The following is a 14,675-nucleotide window of genomic DNA, read 5'->3' on the forward strand; positions in this document are numbered from 1 at the left end:
TGGGGTTAGCCTTGCACATGTCAAAAAAACACATGCAAGTTTGCCGGGGCGCCGCAACCGCTTGCGCCATGCCTGCAATGCCTACACAGCAGGTAAATCATCCTCGATATAGGCGCGGATGATGTCGTCGAAATTGGCGTCGCCGACGAAACCCAGGGCCGTGGCGCGGCTGGCATCCCATGCCCCGGGCCAGCTTGAGATGATGCGGTCGATCACCGGATCGTGAGCCCATTCGACCCGTGCGGCGACCGGCTTGCCGGCGACCCGCTCCAGCGCCGCGACCATTTCGGCAACGGTGACCGAGATCCCTGGCAGGTTAATGGTGCGGCTCTTGCCCAATGTCTCCGCCGCCAGCGCATAACCGTGGATCAGGCTGGCGATCACCTTGCGCGGCGACAACAGCCACAAACGCGTATCCGGCGCTACCGGGCAAATGGCAGGCTGGCCGTTGAGCGGTTCGCGCATGATGCCGCTGGCGAAAGACGAGGCGGCCTGGTTCGGTTTGCCGGGCCGCACGCTGATGGTTGGCAGGCGCAATACCCGGCCGTCGACAAAACCCTTGCGGCTGAAGTCGTTGAGCAGCAATTCAGCAATCGCCTTTTGCGTGCCGTATGAAGACTGCGGATTGAGTGCCGTATGGTCTTGCACCACAGCCGGCAATACGCCGCCGAATACCGCCACGGAGCTGGTGAAGATCACGCGCGGCACGTGGGCGCAGGCGCGGCAGCGTTCCAGCAACAAGCGCGAAGCATCCAGGTTGATACGCATGCCAAGATCGAAATCCGCTTCGGCCTGGCCACTGACAATTGCCGCCAGGTGGAAGATGGCAGCCGACTGCGGCGTGATCACCCGCTCCAGCAAAGCGCTGTCGCTGATGTCGCCGGTGACCTGTTCAATCCGCGCGTCGTCGAAACCGGTGGCGGCGACCACGTCGACCAGGACGATCTTGCTGATGGTTTGCAGCTGACCGCTGCGGTCCGGCAAGCTGCCCTGCTTGAGCAGGCTGCGGGCCAGGCGCTGGCCTAAGAATCCGGCGCCGCCGGTGATGACTACTTGCATGGGAATTCCTTATTGAATGGTGTTTACAGCCAAGGCTTGAGCCAGCCCAGGCCCTCTGACGTGGCGCCGCGCGGCCGGTATTCGCAGCCGATCCAGCCTTGGTAACCGAGCGCATCGATCAGTTCGAACAGATACGGATAATTGATTTCGCCAATATCCGGTTCGTGCCGCTCGGGCACGCCGGCAATCTGGATATGGCCGATGCCGGCCTGCGGCCGCACCATGTCGCGCTTGAGCTTGACGGCCAGGTCACCCTCGACGATCTGGCAGTGGTACAGGTCGAACTGCACCTGCAGGTTATGGGCGCCGACCTCGGTGCAGATTGCCTGCGCATCGTCCTGGCGATTCAGGAAGAAGCCCGGAATGTCGCGTGTATTGATCGGTTCAATCACAATCGTGACGCCATGCGCGGCCGCTTCGGCGGCGGCATAGGCCAGGTTTTCCAGATATACGGCGCGATGGCGGGCACTATCCTGCTGCGGCTGGATCAATCCGGCCATCACATGCAATTTGTTATTGCCAAGTACCTGCGCATATTCCAGGCCGGTGGCGACGCTGCGCTTGAATTCATCTTCACGTCCCGGCAAGGAGGCAATGCCGCGCTCGCCGGCTGCCCAGTCGCCCGGCGGGGCGTTGAACAGCGCCTGCGTCAAGCCGTTGTCCAGCAATCTGGTCTGCAGCTCGGCGGCAGCATGCTCATACGGAAACAGAAATTCCACGCCCTTGAAACCGTCCTTGGCCGCAGCCGAAAAACGGTCAAGAAAAGCGTGCTCGTTGTACATCATGGTCAGATTGGCGGCAAAGCGTGGCATGTCAAAACTCCTGAAAATGATTCGCAGGGCGGGCATGACGTTGCTGACATCATGCCTACCCTACGGTGAACAGCATCTTAACGATTGACCATCTTGGGCGGCGTTTTCAAAATTGCAATTGCGCCGATCACCAGCATGCCGGCCAGCATGAACATGCCGGTTTGATTGTTATGCGTAGTATCCTTCAGCCAGCCGACCATGAACGGGCTGACGAAGCCGGCCAGGTTGCCGACCGAGTTGATCACCGCGATGCCGGCGGCGGCGCCGGTGCCGGACAGGAAGGCCGTCGGCAACGACCAGAACAGCGGCGAGCAGGTCAATACGCCCATCGCAGCGAGAGACAGGAAGGCGATTGCAATCACGGTATTGTCGGCGGCAAGAGCGGAAACCACGAAACCTACCGCGCCCAGCAGGGCCGGCACGACCAGGTGCCAGCGCCGTTCGCGCATGCGGTCAGAGCGGCGGCCGATCAGGATCATGGCGAACACCGCGCACAGGAACGGAATCGCGCTGATCAGGCCGATCTTCAAATCGCCGGCCACGCCAGATGCCTTGACCAGCGTCGGCAGCCAGAACGTCAGGCCGTACTGGCCCATGACGATGCAGAAGTAGATCAGGCACATATGCCAGATGCGGATATCCTTGAATACAGCTGCGGTCGTTTTCGGGCTGTGCATGTCTTGCTGGTCGGCGCGGATTTCCGCTTCCAGGAAATCCTTCTCCGCTTCAGTCAGCCACTTTGCCTTGCGAACGCTGTTGTCCATCACGAAAAATACCGCGATACCGACCAGTATCGCCGGAATCGCTTCGATCATGAACATCCATTGCCAGCCGTGCCAGCCGCTGGAACCGTGGAAGGCTTGCATGATCCAGCCCGACAAGGGATTGCCGAAAATGCCGGCGATCGGGATCGCCGCCATGAAAGTGGCGACCACCTTGGCCCGTCGATGCGACGGAAACCAGTAGGTCAGGTAGAGGATGATGCCGGGATAAAAGCCAGCTTCAGCCAGTCCCAGCAAGAAGCGCAGGACATAGAACTGAGTCGGCGTCTGGACCCAGGCAAAGCAAGCCGACAGGATGCCCCAGGTAATCATGATGCGGGCGATCCACAGCTTGGCGCCGACCTTGTTCATGAGCAGGTTGCTGGGCAGTTCAAACAGGAAATAGCCGAGGAAGAAGATGCCGGCGCCGAGGCCGAAAACGGTTTCGCTGAAGCCCAGGTCCTGCAACATCTGCAGTTTGGCAAAGCCGACGTTGACGCGGTCCAGGTAAGCCACCACGTAACACAGCATGATGAATGGCACAAAGCGCCAGAATACTTTCTTGTACAGATTTTCGGCTTGTTCAGCCGGCAGGCTGGCACTAGCCTGTGCGCTTTTTTTTGCGCCTTTGCTTTCGATTATTGCTGACATCTTATCTCCACCAGTTTGATTTTAAAATCCGGATGTTTCTATTTGTTGAAACTTACCAGCGCACCCCAAATACCCGATACAACTCGTCCAGAGCCTCCGCATTCAGCGGCTCCGGTTTATTGCGCGACATCAGCCACAAGCCTGCCGTTTCTTCCAGCTCTTCCAGCGCGAATGCCGCTTGCGAAATGCTTTCATGCCACACCACCGGCCCCAGCCGTTCCAGCAATACGCCGCGCACGCTGGTTGCCAGCAGTTTGACTTGCTGCGCCACCTGCGGATCGCCGGGACGGCAATAAGGGATCAGCGGGATGCGGCCGACCTTCATCACCTGATACGGCGTGATCGGCGGCAGCACTGCGCTGTCATGCCAGACGCCGGATAGTGTGAGCGCGACCAGATTGGTCGAATGGGTATGCACCACCGCCTGCATCAGCGGATTGTTGTCGTAGACTGCGCGATGCAAGGTCAGCGTCTTCGACGGCTTGTCGCCGCTGATCCACTGGCCGCTCAGGTCGACCTTGGCGATCTGCGCCGGCGTCAGCCTGCCGAGACAGGCATCGGTCGGCGTGATCAGCCAGCCGTCATCCAGGCGGGCGCTGATGTTGCCTGCCGCGCCGACCGTGTAATTGCGCCGATACAGGCTGGCGCCGATCTCGCAGATTTCTTCCCGCAGCGCCTGTTCCTTGAGCGTGTGATTACCGCTGACCTGATTTTTTGAAGTAGTCATAGACGAGCCTCGCCAAGTTGACGCAACGCTTTTTCAAAGAAATCGACACTGCCGAAATTGCCGGATTTCAGCGCCAGTGCTAACGGTGTCGCACCGGTCGACGCCGTCGCCGGCACACCCGGATCGATTTGAGCGCCGATGCGCAGGGCATGCACGCCCAGCGCCTTGACCACGGCGCCGGAAGTTTCACCGCCTGCAATCACAAAGCGCCGCACGCCGCCGGCCAGCAAGGCCGCCGCAATGTCGGCCAGCGCTTGCTCGATCAGCAAACCGGCGCGCTCGACGCCAAGTTTGGCCTGCACCTGCTTCACTTGTTCCGGCGTGGTGGTGGCGTAGATCAGCGCTGGCTGCTGATGCAGATGATGTTGGGCGAAGGCCAACGCCTGCGCTGTCACGGGTTCGCCAGCGGCCAGCGCCAGCGGATCAATGCGGAACGCCGGGCGATTTGCTTCAATCCATGCGCTTACCTGCGCATTGGTGGCTTTGGATGCGCTGCCGGCCAGGACCACCGACAAGCCGTCGACCACAGGCAGTTCGCCGGCCCTTGCACCTTGTTGCGGATTGAGCAAACCTGCGCGCACGAAATTGCCGGGCAGGCCAAGCGCAATGCCGGAGCCGCCGGTGACCAGCGGCAAGCCGGCGCAGGCCGCGCCGATGGCGTACAGGTCCTGGTTTTCCAGGGCGTCGACAATCGCCATCCGCACCCCTTGCTGGCGCAGCACTTCAATCCCGGCGCGGATCTGGTCGGCACCTTGGGAAACCGTTGGATAAGCGATCAATCCAACCTTGGACCGGGTTTGCTGTTGCAGCACGCGCACCAGGTTCGGATCTGTCATCGGCGTCAATGGATGGTTTTGCATCCCCGATTCATTGAGCAGCTGGTCCTGGATAAACAGATGGCCGCGATACAGGGTGCGTCCGGTTTCCGGGAACACCGGGCAGGCAATCGTGAAATCGCTGCCCAGAGCCTGCAGCAACGCATCGGCAACCGGGCCGATATTGCCTTGCGCGGTAGAGTCGAAGGTAGAACAGTATTTGAAAAAGAACTGACGGCAGCCTTGCTGCTGCAGCCAGCTCAGCGCGGCCAGAGAAGCGGCGACGGCTTCTGCGGCAGGAATCGTGCGCGACTTCAGCGCTACCACGATGGCGTCCACTGCTTGCGGTGCGCTGTCCGGCACGCCGATGGTTTGCACCGTGCGCATGCCTTCGCGCACCAGCATGTTGGCGAGGTCGGTGGCGCCGGTAAAGTCATCGGCGATGCAGCCGAGCAGGGGGCGTGTCGCTGCGCTTGCTTGTACTGACATGGCTTACTCCTGCGCCGTCGGTAACGTGATCCCGGGGAAGATCTTGATCACCGCGGAATCGTCCTCGCCGCCATGGCCGGCAGTGGACGCCATCATGAACATCTGGTGCGCAGCGGCTGACAGCGGCAGCGGAAATTTGCTGGCGCGTGCGGTATCGAGCACCAGGCCCAAATCCTTGACAAAGATATCGACTGCCGACAGCGGCGTGTAATCGGCCTTCAGGATATGCGGCACACGATTTTCAAACATCCAAGAATTGCCGGCGCTGTTGGTGATTACCTCGTACAGGGCGTCGGCATCGACGCCCTCGCGCAATCCCAACGCCATCGCTTCGGCAGCGGCAGCGATATGCACGCCGGCCAGCAGCTGGTTGATGATTTTTACCTTGGAGCCGATGCCATGCGCTTCGCCCAGCCGGTATACCTTGCCGGCAATCGCCGCCAGCACTGCTTCACCCTTTGCGTACGCCGCGGCCGGGCCGGAAGTCATCATGGTCATTGCGCCGGACGCCGCGCGCGCCGCGCCGCCAGACAGCGGCGCATCCAGAAACAGCAGCTGTTGCGCCGCCAGTCGCTGGCCAAGCTTGACGGCATATTCCGGCGCCACGGTAGCGCTGGCGATCACCAGGCTGCCGGGACGCATGGCGGCCGCAGCGCCTTGTTCGCCGAACAGCACCTGCTCGGTTTGCGCGGCGTTGACCACCACCGTAATCACCACTTCGCATTGCGCGCCGAGTTCGGCCGGGCTGTTGCAGACGATGCCGCCTTCGCTGGCGAACTGTTGTAAAACTTCCGGGCGGACATCGCATGCATGCGTGCGCAAGCCGGCCCGCAGCAAAGAACGGGCAACGCCCAAGCCCATGGCGCCAAGGCCGATTACACCTACGTTGATAGTCATTGTTTGATCCTGATTAATGGGTTTTTGCAGTGCTCTTGGTTTTCTGCTGAGTCTTGGCGGCGATAGCGCCTTGCGACAGACGCCGCGCAGCATTGAACATATGGTTTTGTGCCGCATTGCGCGCAGCCAGCGCGTCGCCGGCGGCGATCGCGGCAGCGATGGCGGCGTGTTCCTCATAGACCTGGCGCATGAAATCGTCGCGCCTGGCTTCGTTGCTGCGGGTGACGGCGGTGGCGGCTTCCAGGTACTGGCTCAGGAACGCCAGCGTTTGCAGCAAGAAGGGATTGCCGGTGGCTTCGGCGATGCTGCGATGGAACAGGACATCGGCCAGCACGCCGTCGCCGCCGGCGTCGACATCGGCGGCGATGCCTTTCAGCGCGCTTTCGATGGCTTTCAGCTGACGCGGGGTGCGGCGGGTAGCTGCCAGCGCCGCCACTTCAGCGTCGATAGCGCGCCGCAGTTCAACAATCTGCAATACGGCATCGGCTGACGAAGCCTGGTCGAACTGGATCCGCAACGGCCGCAGATGGCCTTGCTGGCTGACATAGACGCCGCTGCCCTGACGCGGTTCGACCGCGCCTTCATTCTTCAAACGGGAAATCGCTTCCCGCACCACGGTGCGGCTGACGCCGAATTGCTCGGACAGGGCAGGCTCGGTGGGCAGTTTTGCACCCGGGCCAAATTCGCCGGTTTCTATCTTTTTCAGCAATTCCTGGGCGACGGTATCGCTCAAGGAAGTCCGATTGGCATTCAGTTTATTGAACATTTTGTCTCTTCCAACGGCATGTTTTTATCGTAATGTGACCATATCATCATACGAATTGTTGGAAAAATCAAGACCTGTTGCAAAGACAGCCGGGTTCTGCCGCGACATTTACCACTGGTTTTATTGCCGGCAATGTAAATAATGCAGTTCTTGTTCTGGGTTAATGAATAGCCCGGTCTTGATGGTTAAGATCGCATGGGGGACGTAAGGTCGCATCGGGTGGCGGCTGGTTGACGCATGCTGCTGATTACATTCCAGTAGAATCCTGTCCTTGTGGAAAAAAAACATGTCACGCCAACAGGATTGATGTTTTATGAAAAAAATCACACGCTGTTATCTGCTGCCATCCACTGTTGCTCTCTTCATGTGGAGCGGCGCGGCCCTGGCGCAAATCCGGATAGGGGTGGATATCGCGGTAACCGGGCCGGCGGCGGCGATTGGCGCATCAACAAAAAATGCCATCCTGCTATGGCCGAAAGAGATCGCCGGTCAGAAGGTCGAGTACATCATCCTGGATGACGCTTCCGATCCGACCAACGCGGTGCGTAATGTGCGCAAGCTGATCAATGAAGAAAAAGTCGACCTGATTGTGGGGCCGAATACCACGCCTGCCGCACTGGCGTTGCTGGATGTGGTGTCTGAGGCGGAAACGCCGCTGCTGGCGCTGGCGGCATCGGCCTCTATCGTCGAGCCGCAAGATGCCAGGCGCGCCTGGGTCTTCAAGCTGCCGCAAAACGATACGCATATGGCGACCATTTTGACCCAGCACATGGCTGACAACGGCATCAAGACGGTGGCGTTCATCGGCTTTGCGGATGCTTACGGCGACAGCTGGTGGCGCGAGTTCTCGCGCCTGGCCGAACTCAGGAAAATCAAGGTCGTCGCCAGCGAACGCTACAACCGTAACGACACCAGCGTCACCGGGCAGATTCTCAAGATCATGTCGGCGCAACCGGATGCGGTACTGATCGCCGCGTCGGCGACACCGGCGGTATTGCCGCAAAAGACGCTGGCCGAGCGCGGCTACAAGGGCCGCATTTATCAGACGCACGGCATCGCCACGGCGGATTTCCTGAAAGTCGGCGGCAAGGACGTCGAAGGCACTTTCTTTCCGACCGGGCCGGCGGTGGTGGCTAAACAATTGCCGTTATCGAATCCGGTCAGGAAAACCGCGCTGGCTTTCACCAGCCGCTATGAAGCTGCTTACGGCGTCGACAGCGTGACCCAGTTTGCCGCCGATGCCTGGGGCGCTTACATGCTGATCGCCAATGCGCTGCCGCAAGCGCTCAAGTCAGCCCAGCCCGGCAGCAGGCAGTTCCGCATGGCGCTGCGGAATGCGCTGGAAAACACGCATGACCTGACCATCCCGCAAGGGGTGGTCAACATGAATCCCAAAGATCACGTCGGTCTGGACCAGCGTTCACGCGTGATGGGCCGGATCGTGAATAATAAATTTACCTATGCTTATGGCGGCTGACATGTCTCTGACTGCAATAAACTGGAAAGCAAAGAAGATGGCATTGTTCTGGTTGTGGTTGCGCGGTTTTATCCCCGGGCCAGTAATGGTCAATGCCACCGAGCGCCTGCGCGCCTGCAGTGGCGCCTTGTTGGGGATCTTGCTGACGGGACTGGTGAGCCACTGGGCGCTGGGTTCCAGTGCGCCCTTGCCTTTGCTGATTGCGCCGATGGGCGCTTCTGCCGTGTTGCTGTTCGGCGTGCCGGCCAGCCCATTGGCGCAGCCGTGGTCTATCATCGGCGGCAACCTGGTGGCGGCCGTGATTGGCGTCAGCTGCGCACGTTGGATTCCCGATCCCGTGCTGGCGCCGGCGATTGCCGTGTCCGCTGCGATCGGCGCCATGTTTGCCTTGCGTTGCCTGCATCCGCCTAGCGGCGCAGTGACGCTGACTGCGGTGCTGGGCGGCCCGGCGGTGACCAGCCAGGGTTTTCATTTCGTGCTGACGCCGGTGCTGCTGAATTCCTTTTTGCTGCTATCGGTAGCGCTGTTGTTCAATAACGCTACCCGCCGCCGCTATCCGCATGTCGCCCATGCCGACCTCGGTAAATTGCATCAGACCAAAGACCAGCCCAGCGGCAGGCGCATCGGTTTTACGCAGGAAGATCTGGATTATGTATTGCACCAATACAATCAGGTGCTGGACGTCAGCCGGGATGATCTGGAAGACCTGATCCTGCAAACGGAATTGCATGCTTATCAACGCCGTTTCGGCGCGATTACTTGCGCCGACATCATGTCGCGCGATGTCATCAGCGTCGAATATGGCACGTCGCTGGAAGATGCATGGGGGCTGTTGTTAAAGCACAGGATCAAGGCCTTGCCGGTGATTAATTCCGCACGGCGCCTGATCGGCATCATCACCCAGACCGATTTCATGCGCCAGGCGAATTTGCAGGTGTACACCGGTTTTGAGCAGAAACTCAAGCAGTTCATCCGACGCACCACCAATACCCATTCCGACAAGCCGGAAGTGGTCGGCCAGATCATGACGGCCAAGGTGCAAAGCGCGGAGGAGGATGCGCATATCGTGGAACTGGTGCAGCCTTTGTCCGATTCCGGCATCCATCACATCCCGATTGTCGATGACCAGCGGCGCCTGGTCGGCATGGTGACGCAGTCCGACATGGTCGCCGCTTTGTATCGCGGGAATGCGAATTTAACCACAGTGTAAGGACGCCACGCATCCAGTAATTGCTGCAAACCGGCCTCGGGCTTACAATGGCGGGGTTTTGGTGCACGCGGACATGTCCATGTCCGCAGTTAAACGGGAAACACGGCGCCAGGCGACTCGACAAGAGCGCCGACCAACGTGTGCTGCCCCCGCAACGGTAAAACAAGCGTCGCCGGTTGAATTCATCATGATTTACCTAGCGACAGAGCGCGTCCCATACCACTGTGCATTTGCATGGGAAGGTTACGCGCTCCGACTTGTTAGCCCGGATACCGGCCAGATCAGGGGGAGTAAGGAATAAACACTACGTGCTTGTTCGCTACTACTGTTGCAACCGGGCTTGCGGGGAAGCAGGCCGGGGACTCTTATCGTATCCAAACATGACATTCTCTTTATCACGCCGCTGCGGCGCGACCTTGAAGCCGCTCGCGCTTGCTTCAGCCATCCTCTCAATTGCTACTTCAGCTGCGGCCGTATCGGCGCAAACTACGCAGGACCAGGCTCTGGTGCCGGTGGTAGTCACCGCTGCCCGCATCGAGCAAGCGCAAACCGATGCGTTGCCGCACACCACGGTGATCAGCGCCGAAGACATCCGCAATTCGCAAGCGCCGGATTTGCCGGCATTGCTGGAACGCGAAGCCGGTATCCAGATCACTCGCGTCGGCGGTCCCGGCCAGCAGGCTTCCTTGTTCATGCGCGGCGCGAATTCCTCGGAAACCCTGATCATGATCGACGGCGTGCCGATGCGGCGCCAGGCGTCGTTCGGCTTGCCGGCGCTTGAGAATATCTTGCCGGACCAGATCGATCACATCGAAATCGTGCGCGGCAACGTCTCGGCCATCTACGGTTCCGGCGCGATCGGCGGCGTAGTGCAGATCTTCACCAAACGCGGCAACGGCGCGCCGGCGTTCAACGCTTCGGTCGAAGCCGGCTCGCGCGGTACTTACCAAGGTAACGTCGGCGTCAACGGCAAGAGCGGCGATACCCGTTATGCGTTGTCGTTGACACGCTTCAAGACAGATGGATTCTCGGCGCAGAATCCCTTGCAAAACCCGAACGTCAATCCGGACCGCAATGGCGACGGCAATACCAGCGTCTCGGGCTCGGTGTCGCAGGAATGGCGCAAGGGTAATGAGATAGGCGCTCGCGTGTACGCCAACGATTCCAAGTACACTTTCGACGATGCTTTTGGCACGCCGACTGACCAGAACAACGGCCATTCGAAGAGCCAGTCGATTGCGGTATTCTCGAAAAACAGCTTTACCCAGGACTGGACCTCAATCCTGACCTTGTCGCAAAACGTCAACCGCGACAAGCTGGAAGACCTGAGCAGCTTCGGCAACAGCAGCAATGGCTACAAGAGCACGCAAAACCTGCTGCAATGGGCCAACGAGTTGCGCCTGTCGCCGCTGTGGGTGGCCAATGCCGGCGTCGACGCCGGCCGTGAAAAGGCAGAGGTCAATTCCAACAGCAGCTTTGGCAACAGCAGCAATAGCTTCTCGCGTTCGACTTCCAGTGTGTATGCCGGCGTAAACGGCAAGATCGGCGCCAATCAATTTCAATTGAATGTGCGGCATGACGATGTCGGCGGCTCAGGCTCGGACAATACCGGTTACCTGGGTTATGGCTATGCCCTGACCGATTCCGTCAAGCTGATCGCCAATGCGTCGACTGCATTCAATGCACCGACGCCGGTACAATTGTTCGACCCCTTGTACGGCAACGTCAATCTGAAGGCGGAGCGTTCGAAATCTTACGAGCTGGGCGTGCAGTACGCTGCCGGCGCTACGTTGTTGCGCGCCACGCTGTTCGATACCCGCACGCGCGACCAGTTCGGCTACGATCCGCTTACCTTTCAAACCATCAATATTGCGCGCGCCAAGAACCAGGGCCTGGAGTTGAGCGCCAGCACCACCTTGGCGGCAATCGACTGGCGCGCCAGTTTGACGCTGCAGAATCCAAAGAACGAATCGACCGGCCAAACCTTGGTACGTCGCGCCAAAACCCTGGGTTCGCTGGGTGCCGCCAAAAGCTTAGGCGCCTGGCGCATCGGCGCCGATGTCCAATACACCGACAGCCGTACCGATATTCCCGGCAATCCCAAACTGGCTCCGTACTGGCTGACCAACGCCAATGCGCGCTATCAGTTGAACAAGGAAATATCGTTGTTCGGTCGCGTCGACAATCTGTTCAATCGCGATTATCAAACCGCCTATGGCTATAACCAGCCATCACGCGGCGTCTTTGTTGGTGTAAATTGGCAGCAGTAATCGCCTAATCGGCCGACCAACCAACGAAACGCTCACACCATTGACTAGCCTCACTACCTTGCGCCGTGCCATCGCCATCTTGTGCTGCTTAGCGTTATTCGCAGCATTGGCGCTGGCGCTCGCGGTGTCTTGCGGCAGCAGTGGCTGCGGCTTGGCGGCCGATCAAATCTATTGGTCCTTGCGCTTGCCGCGTGCGCTGACCGCGTTCGTGGTTGGCGGTTTGCTGGCGTTGGCGGGGGCGTTGATGCAGGTATTGCTGCGCAATCCCCTGGCCGATCCTTATGTGCTGGGTTTGTCCGGCGGTTCCGCTGCCGGTGCTTTATCCGCTTTATTAATCGCTAGCCACTTCGGTTTCATGGGCGACGTTGCCGCTGCATCGGGCGCGGCGCTCGGCGCCGGGCTGGCGGTATTGCTGTTGTTCGGCCTGGCGCAGCAGGCGCTGCGGCGCCTGCCCGGGGTCGCCCAGCATAGCGGTCATCGCCTGATACTGACCGGCGTGATGATCGCCGCCGGCTTCGGCGCGATCGTGACGCTGGTGCTGACACTGGCGCCTGACGGCCAGTTGCGCGGCATGCTGTTCTGGCTGATGGGCGATCTGGAAGACGCGCGGCTGTTGTTGCCGGCGGCCGTGCTGCTGTTGCTGATTCTGGTATGGAGTGTGTTGCATGCGCGGCAGTTGAATCTGTTGGCGCGCGGTGAGGGTTTTGCGCAGTTGCTCGGGGTGCCGGTGTTGCGCTTGCGATTGCTGACCTTGTGTGCGGCTTCGCTGGCCACTGCTGCAGCGGTCACGGTAGCCGGCACGATTGGTTTCATCGGCCTGGTGGTGCCGCATGCGATACGCCTGCTGGTCGGGAATGACCAGCGGATCTTGTTGCCTGCGAGTGCGCTGGTCGGCGGCGCCGCACTGGTGCTGGCGGATCTGGCGGCGCGTGCCGTGGTTGCGCCGACCCAGCTGCCGGTCGGGGTGATTACGGCTCTGGTCGGCGTGCCCGTATTCCTGTGGCTGCTATCGCGCAGCAAGGCATGAGGAAGCGGCCATGAGCGAAGTCGTTATCCCATTATTGAGTACCGAACAACTGACAGTCAGTGTCGGCCGCAGAGTCTTGTGCAGCGGGCTTGATTGGCAGGTCGCGCCGGGCCAGTTCTGGTGTGTGCTCGGCCGTAACGGCATCGGCAAGACTACTTTATTGCATACGTTGGCTGGGCTGAATCGCCCGGCTGGCGGCCGTGTAAAGATCCAGGGCGAGGATATCCAGTCTACCTCGGCACAGCAGTTGGCGCGTTTGCGCGGATTGCTGGCGCAGCAGCAGGCCGATGCGTTTTCCAGCAGCGTGCTGGCGGCGGTGATCGCCGGCCGTCATCCCTATCAGTTCGGTTTCGGCTGGGATATGGAAGAAGACCGGGCGCTGGCAATGCAAGCGCTGGAACAGGTCAGGATGGCTGCCTTCAGCGCCCACGATGTGATGCAGCTGTCGGGTGGCGAACGGCAGCGGGTGGCGTTGGCTACCTTGCTGACGCAAGACCCGTTGTTATTCATGCTGGATGAACCTACCGCCCATCAGGACGCCGCGGCGCAAATCGTCGTGATGGAATTATTGCGCCGCCTGGCGCCGCAAAAAGCAGTGATCGCGGCTTGTCACGATATCAATCTGGTGGCGCGTTATGCCAGCCACGTGCTGCTGTTGGGGGATGGCCGGGTGTGGCAGGGCAGTACGGATAGCGTGCTGCAGCCTGAGATTTTGCAGGCCGCATTTTGCTGTCCGTTTGAAGTGGTGGAAAACGGCTCACGGCGTTTGTTCGTGCCGCTTGCCAGCGTGCCCTGATATTCAAGGGGCGGCCAAACAACTACCGGCGCCGGCTGCGCGCCAGATCCAGTTTCTCGCATAGCTCGGCGGCGCCATCCAGGATGCGCGGCCCGGGACGGCTCATCCAGTTGGGCGTCAGGGCAAACAGATTGTTGCCGGCCACCGCGGCGAGCCGGGGGAAGCGTTGCCAGCTGGTGCCGGGCGAGCTGCCGCCATCCGCTGCAAAGATCACTTCCGGATTGGCTTGCAACACCGCTTCCGTGCTGACGGTCGGCGCCAGTTGCGGCAGCTTGCCGAACACGTTTTCGCCACCGCATAAACGGATCACGCTAGTCACCATATGGCTGTCATTGAGCGTCATCAGCGGCTTTTTCCATATCTGATAAAACACGCGCACAGTCGGCCGTTGACTATAGGTGGCTTCAAGCTGCGCCAGGCGAGCCCTAAAAGCGGTAGCCGCCGCCACGCCGCTTTCTTCGGTGCCGGCCAGCTGCGATAGCCGTAGCAGGGACGAAGCGACGGCGTCCAGCTGTCGCGGTTCGCTTTCAAAAACCGGAATGCCGATGGCGCGCAAGCTGGCGATCTGGCTGGCTGAATTGCCGCTGCTCCAGGCCACGACCAGATCCGGCTTGAGAGAGACAATCCGTTCGATATCCAATGCGCTGCTGCTGCCGACGGAAGGTATTTGTTTGGCGGCAGGAGGGTAGTCGCTATAGTCGCTGACGCCGATCACGTAAGCACCGGCGCCGGCTGCGAACAGCAGCTCGGTCGCGTGCGGCGCCAGGCTGACGATGCGATGTGCGGGCTGCGCCAGCGCCACCTTATGCCGTGCATCGTCGCGCACCGTGACGCCCTGGGCGCTCGCCACGGCGGCGAACGCAATCAACACAGACATTCCGGCCGTTGCCAGCCAGATGCGTGCTAGTCCATTGCGAT

The 14,675-nt window shown here is 60.3% G+C and carries 13 protein-coding genes and 1 riboswitch; of the genes, 5 read left to right on the top strand and 8 right to left on the bottom strand.

Going from position 1 to position 14,675, the window contains the following annotated elements; all coding sequences use genetic code 11:
• Positions 1-81 precede the first annotated feature (81 nt).
• The 7 genes from denD to BLV81_RS07155 all read right to left on the bottom strand — a co-directional run bounded on the left by denD (position 82) and on the right by BLV81_RS07155 (position 6,977).
• Positions 82-1,059, bottom strand: coding sequence for a D-erythronate dehydrogenase (gene denD / locus BLV81_RS07125; protein WP_092353819.1), 978 nt, complete (start codon positions 1,057-1,059; stop codon positions 82-84).
• A gap of 23 nt (positions 1,060-1,082) precedes the next feature.
• On the bottom strand, positions 1,083-1,871 hold the full coding sequence (gene otnI, locus BLV81_RS07130) for a 2-oxo-tetronate isomerase (protein ID WP_092353821.1): 789 nt from the start codon (positions 1,869-1,871) through the stop codon (positions 1,083-1,085).
• A gap of 77 nt (positions 1,872-1,948) precedes the next feature.
• On the bottom strand, positions 1,949-3,283 hold the full coding sequence (locus BLV81_RS07135; protein ID WP_092353823.1) for an MFS transporter: 1,335 nt from the start codon (positions 3,281-3,283) through the stop codon (positions 1,949-1,951).
• 52 nt (positions 3,284-3,335) lie between these two features.
• Positions 3,336-4,010 (bottom strand): 3-oxo-tetronate 4-phosphate decarboxylase, encoded by a 675-nt coding sequence (locus BLV81_RS07140; RefSeq protein ID WP_092353825.1) that lies wholly within the window; start codon positions 4,008-4,010, stop codon positions 3,336-3,338.
• Positions 4,007-5,314: a 3-oxo-tetronate kinase gene (gene otnK / locus BLV81_RS07145; RefSeq protein WP_092353827.1), complete on the bottom strand. Its 1,308-nt coding sequence runs from the start codon at positions 5,312-5,314 to the stop codon at positions 4,007-4,009. Before otnK ends, BLV81_RS07140 begins: the two co-directional genes overlap by 4 nt.
• A gap of 3 nt (positions 5,315-5,317) precedes the next feature.
• On the bottom strand, positions 5,318-6,211 hold the full coding sequence (gene ltnD / locus BLV81_RS07150) for an L-threonate dehydrogenase (RefSeq protein WP_092353829.1): 894 nt from the start codon (positions 6,209-6,211) through the stop codon (positions 5,318-5,320).
• Between the two features lie 13 nt (positions 6,212-6,224).
• Positions 6,225-6,977 (bottom strand): FadR/GntR family transcriptional regulator, encoded by a 753-nt coding sequence (locus tag BLV81_RS07155; protein WP_092353831.1) that lies wholly within the window; start codon positions 6,975-6,977, stop codon positions 6,225-6,227.
• A 313-nt stretch (positions 6,978-7,290) separates the two neighbouring features.
• Here BLV81_RS07155 and BLV81_RS07160 point away from each other — a divergent pair, with 313 nt between their 5' ends.
• From BLV81_RS07160 to BLV81_RS07180, 5 genes are all read left to right on the top strand, one after another.
• The gene (locus BLV81_RS07160; RefSeq protein ID WP_092353833.1) at positions 7,291-8,454 is read left to right on the top strand and encodes an ABC transporter substrate-binding protein; all 1,164 of its coding nucleotides are present in this window, start codon (positions 7,291-7,293) and stop codon (positions 8,452-8,454) included.
• 1 nt (position 8,455) lies between these two features.
• The gene (locus BLV81_RS07165; RefSeq protein ID WP_255365019.1) at positions 8,456-9,664 is read left to right on the top strand and encodes an HPP family protein; all 1,209 of its coding nucleotides are present in this window, start codon (positions 8,456-8,458) and stop codon (positions 9,662-9,664) included.
• Between the two features lie 42 nt (positions 9,665-9,706).
• Positions 9,707-9,960, top strand: a riboswitch (cobalamin riboswitch).
• Between the two features lie 84 nt (positions 9,961-10,044).
• Positions 10,045-11,934, top strand: coding sequence for a TonB-dependent receptor plug domain-containing protein (locus BLV81_RS07170; RefSeq protein WP_092353835.1), 1,890 nt, complete (start codon positions 10,045-10,047; stop codon positions 11,932-11,934).
• A gap of 40 nt (positions 11,935-11,974) precedes the next feature.
• Positions 11,975-12,961 carry a FecCD family ABC transporter permease gene (locus tag BLV81_RS07175; protein WP_255365020.1) on the top strand — a complete coding sequence of 329 codons (987 nt, stop codon included), beginning with the start codon at positions 11,975-11,977 and terminating at the stop codon, positions 12,959-12,961.
• 10 nt (positions 12,962-12,971) lie between these two features.
• Complete coding sequence (locus BLV81_RS07180; protein ID WP_092353837.1) at positions 12,972-13,757, top strand: ABC transporter ATP-binding protein; 786 nt, start codon at positions 12,972-12,974, stop codon at positions 13,755-13,757.
• A gap of 22 nt (positions 13,758-13,779) precedes the next feature.
• Here the strand turns inward: BLV81_RS07180 and BLV81_RS07185 are convergent, their stop codons facing one another.
• A complete protein-coding gene (locus BLV81_RS07185) occupies positions 13,780-14,634 on the bottom strand; it encodes a cobalamin-binding protein (protein WP_092353946.1) in 855 nt (284 codons plus the stop codon).
• Positions 14,635-14,675: the final 41 nt, after the last annotated feature.

This window comes from Collimonas sp. OK242, assembly GCF_900107095.1.
GTDB lineage: Bacteria > Pseudomonadota > Gammaproteobacteria > Burkholderiales > Burkholderiaceae_D > Collimonas.

Bases quoted from the DNA above. Each gene is read 5' to 3' on its own strand.
- denD (WP_092353819.1), bottom strand. From the start codon at position 1,059: ATGCAAGTAGTCATCACCGGCGGCGCCGGATTCTTAGGCCAGCGCCTG.
- otnI (WP_092353821.1), bottom strand. From the start codon at position 1,871: ATGCCACGCTTTGCCGCCAATCTGACCATGATGTACAACGAGCACGCT.
- BLV81_RS07135 (WP_092353823.1), bottom strand. From the start codon at position 3,283: ATGTCAGCAATAATCGAAAGCAAAGGCGCAAAAAAAAGCGCACAGGCT.
- BLV81_RS07140 (WP_092353825.1), bottom strand. From the start codon at position 4,010: ATGACTACTTCAAAAAATCAGGTCAGCGGTAATCACACGCTCAAGGAA.
- otnK (WP_092353827.1), bottom strand. From the start codon at position 5,314: ATGTCAGTACAAGCAAGCGCAGCGACACGCCCCCTGCTCGGCTGCATC.
- ltnD (WP_092353829.1), bottom strand. From the start codon at position 6,211: ATGACTATCAACGTAGGTGTAATCGGCCTTGGCGCCATGGGCTTGGGC.
- BLV81_RS07155 (WP_092353831.1), bottom strand. From the start codon at position 6,977: ATGTTCAATAAACTGAATGCCAATCGGACTTCCTTGAGCGATACCGTC.
- BLV81_RS07160 (WP_092353833.1), top strand. From the start codon at position 7,291: ATGAAAAAAATCACACGCTGTTATCTGCTGCCATCCACTGTTGCTCTC.
- BLV81_RS07165 (WP_255365019.1), top strand. From the start codon at position 8,456: ATGTCTCTGACTGCAATAAACTGGAAAGCAAAGAAGATGGCATTGTTC.
- BLV81_RS07170 (WP_092353835.1), top strand. From the start codon at position 10,045: ATGACATTCTCTTTATCACGCCGCTGCGGCGCGACCTTGAAGCCGCTC.
- BLV81_RS07180 (WP_092353837.1), top strand. From the start codon at position 12,972: ATGAGCGAAGTCGTTATCCCATTATTGAGTACCGAACAACTGACAGTC.
- BLV81_RS07185 (WP_092353946.1), bottom strand. From the start codon at position 14,634: ATGTCTGTGTTGATTGCGTTCGCCGCCGTGGCGAGCGCCCAGGGCGTC.